Source organism: Catellatospora methionotrophica (assembly GCF_011297335.1).
In the GTDB taxonomy this organism is placed as follows: Bacteria; Actinomycetota; Actinomycetes; order Mycobacteriales; family Micromonosporaceae; genus Catellatospora; species Catellatospora methionotrophica.
Map to the genome: position 1 here is coordinate 53,946 of NZ_JAAOTJ010000012.1, position 13,233 is coordinate 67,178.

13 protein-coding genes and 1 pseudogene are annotated in these 13,233 nt (G+C 71.9%); 4 read left to right on the forward strand and 10 right to left on the reverse strand.

What is annotated here, in order from left to right:
- Window positions 1-57: 57 nt before the first annotated feature.
- From HAV40_RS24400 to HAV40_RS38960, 6 genes and pseudogenes are all read right to left on the reverse strand, one after another.
- A complete protein-coding gene (locus HAV40_RS24400) occupies window positions 58-1,281 on the reverse strand; it encodes a multidrug effflux MFS transporter (RefSeq protein WP_166385315.1) in 1,224 nt (407 codons plus the stop codon).
- Between the two features lie 133 nt (window positions 1,282-1,414).
- Window positions 1,415-2,242 carry an alpha/beta fold hydrolase gene (locus HAV40_RS24405; RefSeq protein ID WP_166385073.1) on the reverse strand — a complete coding sequence of 276 codons (828 nt, stop codon included), beginning with the start codon at window positions 2,240-2,242 and terminating at the stop codon, window positions 1,415-1,417.
- A 463-nt stretch (window positions 2,243-2,705) separates the two neighbouring features.
- Window positions 2,706-3,158 (reverse strand): iron chaperone, encoded by a 453-nt coding sequence (locus tag HAV40_RS24415; protein WP_166385077.1) that lies wholly within the window; start codon window positions 3,156-3,158, stop codon window positions 2,706-2,708.
- Between the two features lie 97 nt (window positions 3,159-3,255).
- A complete protein-coding gene (locus HAV40_RS24420; RefSeq protein WP_166385079.1) occupies window positions 3,256-3,693 on the reverse strand; it encodes a VOC family protein in 438 nt (145 codons plus the stop codon).
- A 272-nt stretch (window positions 3,694-3,965) separates the two neighbouring features.
- Window positions 3,966-4,823: a polysaccharide deacetylase family protein gene (locus HAV40_RS38590; RefSeq protein WP_239085745.1), complete on the reverse strand. Its 858-nt coding sequence runs from the start codon at window positions 4,821-4,823 to the stop codon at window positions 3,966-3,968.
- A 75-nt stretch (window positions 4,824-4,898) separates the two neighbouring features.
- Window positions 4,899-5,873 (reverse strand): annotated as a pseudogene (locus HAV40_RS38960) (glycoside hydrolase family 11 protein); the annotation flags it as partial.
- A gap of 378 nt (window positions 5,874-6,251) precedes the next feature.
- On the opposite strand from HAV40_RS38960, the gene HAV40_RS24430 reads away from it, so the two are divergent.
- From HAV40_RS24430 to HAV40_RS24440, 3 genes are all read left to right on the forward strand, one after another.
- Window positions 6,252-6,608 (forward strand): YciI family protein, encoded by a 357-nt coding sequence (locus HAV40_RS24430; protein WP_166385083.1) that lies wholly within the window; start codon window positions 6,252-6,254, stop codon window positions 6,606-6,608.
- 59 nt (window positions 6,609-6,667) lie between these two features.
- Window positions 6,668-7,873 (forward strand): RNA polymerase sigma factor, encoded by a 1,206-nt coding sequence (locus HAV40_RS24435; protein ID WP_239085744.1) that lies wholly within the window; start codon window positions 6,668-6,670, stop codon window positions 7,871-7,873.
- A gap of 69 nt (window positions 7,874-7,942) precedes the next feature.
- A complete protein-coding gene (locus tag HAV40_RS24440; RefSeq protein ID WP_166385087.1) occupies window positions 7,943-8,122 on the forward strand; it encodes a hypothetical protein in 180 nt (59 codons plus the stop codon).
- Window positions 8,123-8,125: 3 nt separating this feature from the next.
- On the opposite strand, the gene HAV40_RS24445 is transcribed toward HAV40_RS24440, so the two are convergent.
- Window positions 8,126-9,169: a questin oxidase family protein gene (locus tag HAV40_RS24445; RefSeq protein ID WP_166385089.1), complete on the reverse strand. Its 1,044-nt coding sequence runs from the start codon at window positions 9,167-9,169 to the stop codon at window positions 8,126-8,128.
- A gap of 109 nt (window positions 9,170-9,278) precedes the next feature.
- Here HAV40_RS24445 and HAV40_RS24450 point away from each other — a divergent pair, with 109 nt between their 5' ends.
- Complete coding sequence (locus HAV40_RS24450; protein ID WP_166385091.1) at window positions 9,279-9,854, forward strand: hypothetical protein; 576 nt, start codon at window positions 9,279-9,281, stop codon at window positions 9,852-9,854.
- On the opposite strand, the gene HAV40_RS24455 is transcribed toward HAV40_RS24450, so the two are convergent.
- From HAV40_RS24455 to HAV40_RS24465, 3 genes are all read right to left on the reverse strand, one after another.
- Window positions 9,848-10,543: a hypothetical protein gene (locus tag HAV40_RS24455; RefSeq protein WP_166385093.1), complete on the reverse strand. Its 696-nt coding sequence runs from the start codon at window positions 10,541-10,543 to the stop codon at window positions 9,848-9,850. The genes HAV40_RS24450 and HAV40_RS24455 overlap by 7 nt on opposite strands.
- A 63-nt stretch (window positions 10,544-10,606) precedes the next feature.
- Window positions 10,607-12,601, reverse strand: a complete 1,995-nt coding sequence (locus HAV40_RS24460; protein WP_166385095.1) for a sulfatase — start codon at window positions 12,599-12,601, stop codon at window positions 10,607-10,609.
- Between the two features lie 149 nt (window positions 12,602-12,750).
- Window positions 12,751-13,227 carry a MarR family winged helix-turn-helix transcriptional regulator gene (locus HAV40_RS24465; RefSeq protein ID WP_166385097.1) on the reverse strand — a complete coding sequence of 159 codons (477 nt, stop codon included), beginning with the start codon at window positions 13,225-13,227 and terminating at the stop codon, window positions 12,751-12,753.
- Between the last annotated feature and the right edge of the window lie 6 nt (window positions 13,228-13,233).

Sequence of the window (13,233 nt, forward strand, 5' to 3'; positions counted from 1 at the left end):
ACGGCCCGTGGGCAGCGGCGGGGTGCCTCCGCCGCTGCCCACGGGTGCTTGTGGCGGTCAGCCGACGTGCACCGCGGCCGGTTCGGCCAGGACGTCGTCGAACCGGGCCGTGCGCACCACCAGCACGCCGATCAGCAGTGCCGCGGTCATCCCGGCGAGGATGACCGCGGTCATCGCCAGGGCGTCGGCGCCCAGCACCCCGACCATCGGCGCGGCGACAGCCCCCACCCCGAACTGGACCGCGCCCAGCAGTGCCGCTGCGGTCCCGGCCGCCTCGCCGTGGCGCGACATGGCCAGGGCGGGCGCGTTGGGCAGGGCCAGGCCGCTGGCGGCCAGCACCGCCCACAGGGCGACCAGCAGTGCGGGCAGCCCGCCGAGGCCGGTGACGGCGAAGACGACCAGCACCGCGGCCGCGCCGGACCCGGCGACCAGCGCGCCGACGAGGATGCGCTGCGGGGTGAACCGGCGCAGCAGCCGTACGTTGAGCTGCGTCGCGCCGATGAGCCCGACCGCGCCCGCGCCGAACACGAGCGCGAACTGCTGCTCGTCCAGGCCGTACTGCTGCTGGAACACGAACGACGAACCGGCCACGTACGCGAACAGCCCGGCCATCGCCAGGCCCGCCACCAGCACCAGCCCCACGAACGTGCGGTCCCGCAGCAGCGTGCCGTACATGCGCAGCGTGCCCGACGCGCCGCCGGTGTGCCGCCGCTCCGGCGGCAGGGTCTCACGCAGGCCGAACACCGCCACCAGGGTCAGCGCGACGCCGAACCCGGCCAGCACCACGAACACGCCCCGCCACTGCGTCCAGCGCAGCACCGCCCCGCCCAGCGTCGGCGCGAGCACCGGCGCGGCTCCCATGACGAGCATCAGCCGGGAGAAGAGCTGGGCGAACGCGGTCCCGCTGAACAGGTCCCGGACCACCGCCATGGCCACCACCGACGACGCCGCGACGCCGAGCCCCTGCAGGACCCGCAGCCCGCCCAGGGTCACCACGTCGGGGGCGACGACGCACAGCGCGGAGGCGATCACGTGCAGCACCAGGCCCGCGATGAGCGGGCGGCGGCGGCCGTACGCGTCGGACAGCGGCCCGACGACGAGCTGCCCCAGGCCGAGCCCGGCGAGGGTGCCGGTCAGCGTGAGCTGCACCGCGGTCGAGGTCGTGGCGAGGTCGTCGGTGATCGCGGGCAGCGCGGGCAGGTACATGTCGATGGTCAGCGGCCCGATCGCGATCAGCGAGCCGAGGACGAGGACCAGCCGCAGCCGCTGCCCGCCGCTCATGAGGTCGCCGGGCATGGACGTGGCGGGAGTGGAGGTCACGCTGACAACAACTGGATACCGGCGGGTATGTTCCCCGACTGTCGGGAGATGGCGCAGATCACAGGGGGTCTTCAGCCGCTGCCCGGCCGCGGTTTCAGGCGGTCACGGGTGAGCCCGACAGGAATCGGGAGACGGGCCGGACGAACTCGTCGTGGGCGGCCGCCGGGGCGTCGTGGCCCGCGCCCGCGATGATGACGGCCTGGCCGTGCGGCACCGCCTCGGCCAGCGTGCGGCAGTTCTCGGCGAAGTGCTCGGGGCTGCGGGCACCTGCGGCGAGCAGGACCTCGGCGGTGATCGTGGCGTAGTCCCCGGCCGGGCCGTCGTGCTCGCGGACACGGCGGATCTCCGGGGCCACGGTGGGCAGCAGCGCGGCGGCCGCGCGCGGGCCCGACCGGCGCAGCATCATCTGGTTGACCAGCACGGACATGCCGTACGGCAGCCTGGCGGCCGGTCCGCCGGCCGAGGTCCCCCGGCTCAGCAGCGTCAGCGCGCGGGCCGGGTCACCGTCGCGTACGGCCTGCTCGAAGGCGTCGAGGAAGTCGTAGGACGGCCGCCCGTTGACGGACACGGTCGGGTCGTACACGGCGATGCGGTACAGCGGGAGGGTGAGACCGGCGCGCAGCGCGAGGAAGCCGCCGCTGCCGTGGCCGAGGATGCTGCGCGCACCGGTGTGCTTGAGCACGGCGGACAGGTCGGCCAGATCGGTGGCCAGCGTCTCGGCACCGGTGAGCGGGGCCGCGTCGGGCAGGCCACGGCGGGGGTAGAGGTGCACCGTGAAGCGGTGTTCCAGCGCGTCCGCCAGCGGGAGGTAGTGCGCCAGCGGGACGCCACCGCCGTGCAGGACGACGACGTCGGGCCCCGTGCCCGTCGTATGCAGCGCGACCGGCGAACCGTCTGCTGACGTGATCATTTCGACCCGCATCGAGCCCCCTCCGGCGGCGAACGTGTCAGCAATGTTAGGCCCAGTACTCCGGTCGAGGTTCACTGACCGCGACGGCCCTGCTCGGTGCCGATCTCGGCTAAAGTAGCGGGCATATGGCTACTTATCGAAGTCCCGCAGTGCTGCTGTCCGCTGACGGCACCAGAACGTCCGGCACCGCCGCCCTCTTCTCCGAGCCTGGGCGAAAGGGTGGCCTTCGTCCCTGGGCGGGCGATTTCCGGGTCGCGACCGAGTCCGCGGGCGTAGAGATCCCCGTGGGCATGGCCCTCACGCTGGAGATGCCCGACGGCAGGTCCGGCAAGGTCGTCGTGCAGAGCCGCAAGGGCGGCTCCAAGAACACCATCCTGGCGCTGATGGGCGAGGACCAGGCCCCCTTCTGAACACCCGCAGACCGACCTGACAGGGGTTCCGCACCGGCGTGCGGGACCCCTGCCAGCTGTCCGGGTCAGCTCACGGCCTTCTTCACCAGCGCCGCGATCCGGGTCTCGTCGGCGGCGGTCAGCTTCGTCAGCGCGTACGCCGTCGGCCACATCGTCCCGTCGTCGAGCGAGGCGACGTCGTTGAAGCCGAGCGTGCAGTACCGGGTCTTGAACTTCTGCGCGTTCTGGAAGAAGCAGAGCACCTTGCCGTCGCGGGCGTACGCGGGCATGCCGTACCAGAGCCGGGCGGTCAGGTCCGGGGCGTTCTCCTTGATGATCGCGTGCAGGCGCTCGGCGATGGCCCGGTCCGCGTCGCCCATCTCGGCGATCTTCTCCAGGACGGCGCTCTCCTCGTCGGCCTTGGCGCCCCGGGGGCGGCGGGCGGCGGCTTTCAGCTCGCCGGCGCGGTCCTTCATCGCGCCCCGCTCCTCCTCGGTGAACCCGTCGTACTTCTCCGCCGCGGGCTTCGAGCTCTTCATGGTCGTACTCCTCACCTCGATGTCGTGCCTCCAGCATCCCGCCGGGCCGTCCACCGGGCATCCGTGGTGAGCACGGAACCGGCCACGTAGCGCGACGTCAGCTGACGCAGAACTCGTTGCCCTCCGGGTCGTGCAGGGTCACGAAGTAGAAGGGGTCGTCGGGTTCGTCGCCGCGGGTGCGCTGCTGGACCTGCGCGCCCGCCGCGACCAGCGCGGTGACCGTGGCCTCCACGATCGCGATCCGCTGTGCCAGGCCGAGCGTGTCGTCGCGGCCGGTGGGATAGAGGTCCAGGTGCAGCCGGTTCTTGCCGGCCTTGCCTTCCGGCACCTGCTGGAACCACAGCGGCGGGCGCAGCCCTTCCGGGTCGAACAGCCGGTTGTCGAACGCCGCCTCATCGCCCAGCCTGTGGCGGTAGTGGGCGTGCCAGGGGGCTGGGCCGTCGGGCGGCACGGGCTGGTAGCCCAGCGCCAGAGACCAGAACCGCGCGAGCCGCGCCGGGTCGTTCGCATCGATGGTGAGCTGCCAGAACGTCACCGGCCCGACGCTACACCGCACCGCCGACAACCCAGCGTCAAGCCAAAGCAGTCCCACGCCTGCCTGACCGCCAACACCACGCCCCCCGACGACCGAAGCGGCGGTGTGGTCCGAGCCCGCATCGGAGAAAGATCGCTGTTTGCGGTCGATTCCTCGGGTGTAACCGCAGATCTTGACCGCAAACAGTGATCAAGCCTGGTGTGGGGAGCGCACGTGGATGCAGTGGGGACAGAGGTGGGGACACCGTAATCCGGTGCCCCCACCTCTGGTGATCAGGCTGCCGCGCAGCTCGCGGTCGGGGTGCTGGTGTTGCCGTTCTTGTAGAGGGTGACGCCGAAGTTGTTGCCCGCGCCGTTCGGCCGGGCGGTCAGCGTGCCGGTGCTGCCGCTGACGGTGGCGTTCCAGCTGCTCTGCAGGCTCTGCCCGCCGTTGAGGTTGATGCTCACCGTCCAACTGCTGCCGCCGCTGACCGCGAAGGTCACGTTGAACCGGTCGCTCCACTCGTCGGCGCGCGACACGCTGACGGTGCAGCTGCCACCGCCACCCCCGCCGCCACCGCCACCGCCGGACGGCGCGACGGCGCGGCCCGTGCTGGCGGAGATGTGGCCGGGACAGAGGTTGCGGGCCTGGAGGTCCTGCAGGATGCCGGGCAGCGCCGCGACGGTGTTGGCCGGCCAGTCGTGCATGAGGATGATCTGGCCGTTGGTCAGCCGGGAGGCGGCCTGGCGGATCGCACTGGCGCTGGCGTTGTTCCAGTCCTGCGAGTCGACATCCCAGATGATCTCGCGCAGCCCCAGCGAGGACTCGATCTGCTGGAGCGTCGAGTTCGTCTCGCCGTACGGCGGCCGGAACAGGTTCGGGGTGACCCCGGCGGTCTGCTGGATGGCCTGCTGAGTCCGGGTCAGCTGGGACTGGATCTCACTGGAGCTCAGGTTGACCAGGTGCGGGTGGTCCCAGCTGTGGTTGCCGATCTGCAGCCCCGCACTGCGGTACGCCTGCATGAGCGAACCGTTGGCCTGCGCGTTCGACCCGGTCGGGAACACCGTGCCGGTTCCGTTGTACTGGCGCAGCGTGTTGATCAGCTGGGTGGTGTTGCCGGAGGTCGGCCCGTCGTCGAACGTGAGCCCCACGTAACCGGCTGAGCAGCCGTTGCCACCGCCGCCACCGCCGGTGGGGGACGGCGTCGGTGTGGGGTTGCCGCCGCCGGTGGCTGAGCAGCTCGCGGTCGGCGTGGTGTTGTTGCCGTTCTTGTAGATGGTGGTGCCGAAGTTGTTGCCCGAGCCGTTCGGCCGGGCGGTCAGCGTGCCGGTGCTGCCGCTGACGGTGGCGTTCCAGCTGCTCTGCAGGCTCTGCCCGCCGTTGAGCCCGATGCTGACGGTCCAGGCGCTGCTGCCGCTGACCGCATAGTTCACATTGAACCGGTCGGACCACTCGTCGGCGCGCGAGACGCTGACGGTGCAGCCGTTACCGCCGCCGCCGCCGCCACCACCGCCGCCTTCGCTGATGGTGATATTCGAGTTGCCGCTGCTCTGGTAGCCCTCGGTCGCCATGATCTGGTAGTCGTGGGTGCCGAGGTTCATGCCCTTGCCCGCCCACGCGTCGAAGTGGTTGGCGGCGGTGATGGTGCCGCCCGTGCGCTTGGCCTGCCGGACGCTCCAGTACTGGTAGAACGTCGCGGTGCCGTCGATCGAGGGCTGGTTGACGCGCTGGGTGCGGTAGATGTCGTAGGTGCCGCCGTCGCTGGTGACGGTGCCCATGTACGTGCCCGTGGGCCGGTAGGTGCCCCAGTTGTCCACGATGTAGTACTCGATCAGCGGGCTGCGGGTCCACCCGTAGAGCGTCAGGTAGGCGTTGCCCGACGGGTTGAAGCTGCCGGAGTAGGTCACCGTCCGGCGGGTGCCGGGCTTCCAGCCCTTGCCGGCGACGAAGTTGTTGACGTTGCTCCACTGGGTGCTGTACTGCCCGCCGGAGCCCATGGTCATGGAGACGTTGCCGCTGTCCTTCCAGAACGAGAAGAAGTGGCCGTTGTCGGTGCCGGTCTGGTTCGTGGTGACGGTCGTGTCGGCGTACGCGCTCGGGGCCAGCATGGTGACGGCGAGCGCCGCCGCGCAGGCGGCGCTGAGGAGCAGCCTGATCCGGCCGCGTCTGCGGCGGTTCAGGCTGGCGGGGGCGTCGGGCATGTGATCCACCTACTCGGGAGGCCTGGCATCGCCAGGGCGGGTGCGGGGGCGACGGCCGGAGCGCCGGGGCGGTGACGCTCACGTCCATCGATAGATGCATCGTCACCAGCGCCGATCGTCAAGTCAACGACTTCCGGGAACTTTCGGTTGATGCTTGACCGCTAAAGAGCTGATAAGGATGCTGATGGAAACGGTTCGCCGTTGTCTCTATAGGACAAGCAGCAGCGCCTTCACCAAGAAGTCTCGGAACTTTCGAGGGTAACGCTCTGGGCGCGTCGCCGAAGTTCTTGGAAATCCCGCCGCGCATGCTGTCGAATGCGCACCGGGCGTTCGACGTACAGGTGTACCGACAACGCGGCAACAGGAAGGCGGCCCGACATGGCCCAGTACGCGGTTCTCATCTACGCGGGCGACTCCGCCCACAGTTCCGACGCCACCGCCGAGGACACCGCGGTGCACGATCGGCACGCGCAGGAGCTGGAGCGCTCCGGTGCGGTGGTGGCGGCGTACGCCCTGACGCCCCGGGACCTGGCGACCTCGGTGCGCGGCGACGCCGTCACCGACGGCCCGTTCGTGGACACCAAGGAGATCGTCGCCGGGTTCTACATCCTCGAAGCGGCCGACCTCGACGAGGCGCTGGCCATCGCCCGGCTCAACCCGGCCTGCCGGCTCGGCGGCGGCGTCGAGGTGCGCCCGGTCGCCGGTGGCGGGTTCGTGCAGCGCCCGGCGGCATGAGCGACCACGCCGCCGTCGCCGCGGCGATCGCCGACGCGCACCGTCGCGAGTGGACCCGCGTGCTCGCCGCGACGGTGCGCGTCGCCGGTGACCTGGACCTGGCCGAGGAGTGCGTCCAGGAGGCGTACGCGGCCGCGCTGCGCGGCTGGCCCCGCGACGGTGTGCCGAGCAGCCCCGCGGCGTGGCTGACGACCACGGCTCGGCGGCGTGCCGTGGACGCGCTACGGCGCGCGGGGACACTGCGGTCGAAGCTCCCGCTGCTGGTGGAGCCCGAGGAGTCCGTGACCGACGCGCGGGACGACGGCGCCGACGCCGTGCCCGACGACCGGCTGCGGCTGATCTTCACCTGCTGCCATCCTGCGCTCGCACAGGAAGCCCAGGTCGCGCTGACCCTGCGGCTGGTCTGCGGCGTGCCGACACCAGACGTGGCCAAGGCGTTCCTGGTGCCGGAGACGACCATGGCGGCCCGCGTCACCCGGGCGAAGAAGAAGATCACCGGCGCCCGCATCCCGTACCGCGTGCCGCGCCCCGCCGAACTGCCCGACCGCCTGCGTGCCGTCCTCGCCGTGGTCCACCTGCTGTTCACCACCGGGCACACCGCCCCCTCGGGCCCGGACCTGGTCCGCGCCGACCTGGTCGACCGGGCCCTGCACCTGGCCCGGATGCTGCACGAACTCATGCCCGACGAGCCCGAGGCGCGTGGCCTGCTCGCCCTGCTGCTGGTCACCGACGCGCGCCGGGCCACCCGGCTCGACGACACCGGCCGGCTGCGACGGCTTCCGGAACAGGACCGGTCCCGCTGGGACCGCGCGGCGATGGCCGAGGCCCACGACCTGATCGTGGCCGGGCTGCGCGGCGGCCGCGCCGGGCGCTACGTGCTGCAGGCCGCGATCGCCTCGCTGTACGCGCAGGCGCCCTCCTTCGACCGGACCGACTGGCCGCAGCTCGTGACGCTGTACGACCGGCTGCTGGAGGTCTGGCCCTCGCCCGTCGTCGCGCTCAACCGCACGGTGCCGCTGGCCATGGCCGCTGGGCTACAGGCCGCGCTCGCCGAGGTGGAGCGGCTGGAATCCGATCCGGTCCTCGCGGGCTACCACTACCTGCCCGCCGTCAAGGCGGATCTGCTGCGGCGCACCGGACAGCTCGCGTTGGCGCGGCAGGCCTACGCCGGTGCACTGGCGCTCGCGGCGAACGAGACCGAGCGGGCGTTCCTGTCCGAACAGCTGGCAGAGCTGGACCCGGCCGGGCGGCCCGGCCTGGTTTGAACGGCGGCCCGCGTGGATATCAACGGCCAAGCGGCTAGTTCAGCCGGTGCGGGTCCCAGGGAGCTATCCGTGTATCTGTTCGATGCTGACAGCGTGGTCGTGAGCACTGCCGCCGAACTCCTCCGCGTGCACCAGCCGGTCATGGCGGGCGGCCCGTACTGCGGCAGCTGCGGCGAGCTGGCGCCGTGCCCGGTGGCCGCCAACGCCCAGCAGATCCAGGACGCCGCGCAGCTCGCCGCCGAGCAGTAGGGCTCAGCCGCGCACGATCAGGTCGTTGGCGTACGCGGCCACGTCCAGCACCGCCTGTTCGCCGGTGCGCCGGTGCACGTCCAGGGCGGCGTCGATGAACTTGATCCCGTGCGAGTCCTGGTCGTGCAGCCCTCGTGCCATCAGGTCGGCGGCGTCGACGGCGGCCCGGTCCGGCATCGGCTGCGCCGTCGCGGGCGAGTACGCGCTCGTCACCGCGGCCGTGGCGGCCCAGGCGGCCTGCACGCTCGGCTCCCACAGCGCCGTGGGCAGCACCGGCAGCACGCGGGCGATCGCGTTGGGCGCGGTGGCCGCGTGCACCAGCATCACCGGGTTGCCGTGGCCGTGCGTGCCGAAGCGCAGCACGGCCGCCTCGACGATCGCGGCGAGCCGGGCAGGCTCGGCCGTGCCCGCGCCGGGGACCGCCCCGGCCGACGCTGCCCAGCCGGGCAGGTCCGCGAGCTGCGCCAGCCGGGTGCGGATGCCCGACCACTGGTGCGGCACGCGGGGGACCGCGTCCAATGCCGAGCGCGGGTCGGTCGACCGGTACGGGCCCTTGCCCGCCGGTGCCAGCGGCTGCCAGCGGGCGGCCCAGTAACCGAGGCCCGCGCCGAGCTCGGCGACCCGCGCGGGGGTGGCCGAGCCGTCCTGCTCGGCGTCGAGCAGGGCGCGGACGGCGTGCCCGACCCTGATCACACCATGGGTGGCCCCGGCCGCCACACCTGGTAGCAGCCTCGGCCACCATTCGACCAGCACCTCGCGCCAGGGGCGTTCGGTGAGCTGCCGTGCGAAGAAGGTCAGCCAGTCGCCGGTGCGCACCGGGTCGCCCAGCGGCTCACGCCACTGCCCGGCGGAGATGCGCTGGATGCCGCGCGGGCGTTCGCTGAGCCGGTCGGCGTAGCCGTCGATCCAGGCGTGCACCCGCGCCCCGTGCCCGTGGCGGACCAGCGCCTCGGCGGCCATCGGGGCGTGATTGGACAGCCAGCCGTCACGCTCCGGGCCGGTCTGCTGCAGTCGCTGGTATACCTCGTCGAGAACCCCGTCTGTCATGTTCACGAGCTTGCAACCTCAACAACGCTTGAAGTCAAGCGAGGCATGATCTGCGGATACAGTAGTGGCGGTCGATGCCGCCGACCCTCACTGCTGATCGGAGCCGAGGATGAGCGCTCAGCGTAACAAGGCGCTGCCTGCCGCGATCGTGCTGTTCGTGCTGGCCGCGGTCGGTGTGGCGGCGGACCTGGCGGGTCTGGTCAGCTTCTCGACGGGGCTGAACTTTCCCGACTTCTTCGATCGGCCGCAGGTCGCCGGATCGGCCGCGCCGACTGCCGTGACCAGCCCCGCACCTGTCGGCCGACCGGCGCGTACGACCGCTGCGGCCAAGCCCGCCACGCCGGGTGCGAAGACCGTGCGGCTGTCGGTCGCCGTCGATCCGGGCAGCTGGGAGAGTGTGCTGTCGTTCAAGGTGACCGTCCGCAACGCCACCCCGGGCGGGCAGGTGGCGGTCGAGGTCATCCTGCCGGGCAAGCGGGACGGCTCGGGGGCCTGCCCGAAGCTGACGGCCGGGCCCTGCGCGGTCGCGTACGCCGACAACTACGTGGCCGACGCGGCCGGGGTCTGCGAGATCTACTTCCCGTGGGAGGGCGGCGGCCACGAGAAGGGCTGGTACGACGTGGTCGCCTACGACGACCGGACAGGCCGTGTCGAACGGGTACGGCGCGCGTTCGAGGTCTACTGAGGCGGCAGGTCCCACTCCTCGACCGGGGGAGTGTCGGCGTCGTTGTAGATGGTGAACGTGGTGTGCGCGACCTTGCCGGTGACACGGTCCTTCGCGTACACGAGGTAGGTTCCGACGACGTCGGTCGCCGCCGACCGGTAGGCCACCGCCGGGAACCACTCGGTGTCCAGCGTCGCGACACCGAGGTTGTTCGCGGTCGTGCCGCTGCTGACGTAGACGCTGCACCGGTCGGAGTCCCTGATGCGGGAGCAGACGCCACCGCTGAACGGCACGTCGTCGGGGTAGAACAGGTCGATGTCGATGAACTCGCCGCGTGAGGCTCCCTGGACGGTGACCGTCACGTCGTGCTTGACGCCCCGATTGGCGAAGCGCACCGGGTTCACCGACACCGACAGGGCGGCGTTCGGCGGGCCCTTGGGCGAGATCCGCGGGCGGTCGCGCGACGGCGTCGCCGCGGGCCGCACGGGTGTGCTGCCCGGCGGCGGGGACGGCGCGACCGACGGCTGCGCGGGCGGCGCCGACGCGCTCGGCGACGACCCGAACAGCTGCGGACCCTGCTTGCCGGTGAAGAAGGCGGTCAGACCCGCCGAGTCGGCGAGGAAGCCCACCAGCAGCAGGACGGCGGTGCCGGCGATGGTCCAGGCGACCTTGTTCGAACTCCCGTCACCGGGCGGTGCTGCGTCTGCCACGGGCCACCCCTCCCGATCGACAGCCGCGCCGGTGTATGCGCCGACGATGGTACCGGCGGCAGGCTACCTCCGGCGGACGGCGAAGCGCTCCACGGTGACCGTGCCGCCGTCGACGCGCACCCCGAAGCCGTAGCGGTACTGCGCCCGCACGGCCGGGTCGTCCAGGCGGGCGTGGCGGCCGACGTCGGCGGTGAGCAGGTACTGGTAGACGCCGTTGTTGCCCATCGCGTACGCGGTGAGCTCGTCGCGGTGCACGATGCAGGCCAGCCGGGCGTTCGGTCCCGGATAGTCGATCTTCCCGTCGAGCTGGGTGACCCGGTTGGCGGTCAGCACGCCGCCGATCCGCACGTCCCACCCGGCGCGCTTGGTCTTGTGGTTGTACCAGACCAGCAGATAGTTGGCGGCGTCCTTGACCAGCCCGGCGAACAGGGTGTCCTGGCCGGGCGCGGCACTGTTGGCCCAGGAGCGCTGGCTCGCGATGATCGCGACGTCGGTGTGCGTGGCGGCCACGCTCGACCGCATCAGCGCGAACGCCGGTGCGCCCCCGGCCGCGACGGTCAGCACGCCACCGCCCGCCTGGACCGTCCCGGCCCGGCTCTCGGGGGCGGGCGCGAGCACGGTGAACCCGCTCAGGCCGGTGTCGAACTCCTGCTCGGTCACCACCACGGGCACGTTGGCGGGGGTCGGCGCCGGCGGGAAGAAGTCGACGTCGCGCAGGTGCGCGTCGAGGGCGGCCTGCAGTTCCTGAACCTTGGCGGGCTGGGTGGCGGCCAGGTTCGCCGTCTCGCCGGGGTCGGCGGCCAGGTCGTACAGCTCGGTGCGGTTGTCGTGCAGGTAGCGCAGCAGTTTGTGGTTGCCGCGGCGCACCGAGGCGGTCGGCGCCCCGGGGTTGTGCCAGTGCGGGTACACCCAGTACAGGGTGTCGCGCTGCGGTGCCGTGCCGCCTGTGAGCAGCCCGGCGAAGCTGACCCCGTCGAACCGTGCGCCCGCTGGGGCGGCGACGCCGGTCGCGCCGAGCAGCGTCGGCATGAAGTCCACCGTGCTGAACGGGGCGTCGACGACGCGCCCGCTCGGACCTGCGGGGTGGTAGGCGATCATCGGGACGCGCACGCCGCCCTCGTACAACGTGGCCTTGGCTCCGCGCAGCGGGGTGCTGGTCGCCACGCCGCCGTCGCCGCCGTTGTCGGACAGCAGCAGGATCAGCGTGTTGTCCGCGATGCCGAGCTGGTCGAGCTTCGCCCGGATCGCGCCGACGCCGTCGTCGATGACCTCCAGCATCGCGGCCAGCGTCGCGTTGCGGCCGGGCTGGCCCGCGCCGGGCTTGGCCGCGTACTTGTCGACCAGCGCCTGCGGGGCGGCCAGGGTGGTGTGCGTGGCGTAGTGCGCCAGGTGCAGGTAGAACGGGGTGCCCTGCTGGTGGGCGGCGGTGATGAAGTCGACCGCCTCCAGGTTGAGCCGGTCGGTCAGGTACTCGTTCGGCTTGCGCTGCGGCAGGTCGGGCAGCATGAAGTACGGGTGGAAGTAGTCGCCGCCGGCGATGTACTTCTGCTCCGAGGCGATGACGTCGGTGAACCCGTGCGACCAGGGGTTGCCGGGGCGGTCGCGGACCGGGCCGGTGTAGGTCTCCGACAGGTGCCACTTGCCGATGAGGCAGGTCCGGTAGCCGGCGTCGCGCAGTGTCGCGGGCAGCGTCCGGAAGGTGGTCGGCAGGAAGTCGTCGCCGGAGGGGCCGAGGAACTCGGTGATGCCGACGCGGGCCGGATACTGCCCGGTCATGATGCTCGCGCGGGTCGGTGAGCAGACCGGCGCGGCCGCGTATCCGTTGGTGAACCGGGTGCCGTCGGCGGCCAGCCGGTCCATGTGCGGCGTCTCGTTGAACGTGTTGCCGTAGCAGCCCAGTTCACGACGGGCCAGGTCGTCGATGAGCACGACGATGACGTTGAGCGGTGCGGCGGCCCCGGCCGGGTTCGCCCCCGCCGCCCAGCCCGCGGCCGCGCCAAGCCCGGCAGCCCCGAGCCCGCGCAGGACGGTGCGGCGTTCGATCCTGGTGTCGGACATGGCGTGGCCCCCGTTCCCCGCGGCCGTGGTGCCGCGAGGCGACGCTATAGCCGGCCGATTCCTCCGTCAATGAGCGAAAAATCGAAATATGTTGCTGACTTGTGAACGCGGGGCGCTCAGCTGGGCGGGGCCGGTCGAGCGCCCGCCTGCTACCGGCCGGGGTGGCGACGCAGACCAGGGTGTACGCCGCGCGGGTTGCCGGTCCGCTCGGCCAGCCGCTGCAGCAGTCCCAGCAGCTGCCGCCGCTCCGCGCTGTCCAGTCCGGTCAGCAGATCCTCCTCCTCGGCATCGGCCCTGGCCTGCGCGTCGGGCAGCAGGGTGCGGGCGGCGTCGGTCAGGAAGATCGCATGGGCGCGCCGGTCGGCGGGATGCCGCCGCCGCTCGGCCAGGCCGCGCTGCTCCAGGTCGTCGAGCAGGCCGACCATCACCTTGCGGTGGATGCCCAGTGCCTCGGCGAGCTGCTGCTGCGTGCGGCCCTCGCCCTGGGACAGGTGCATGAGCAGGCCGAAGTGGCTCGGATGGATGCCGAGGTCGGCCAGGCGCTCGGTGAACCGCGCCGCGGTGTGGAAGCCCAGCTGCGACAGCAGGAAATTGGTCCGCTCACCCAGCGGTCGATTCTCTGGCACCCCGAT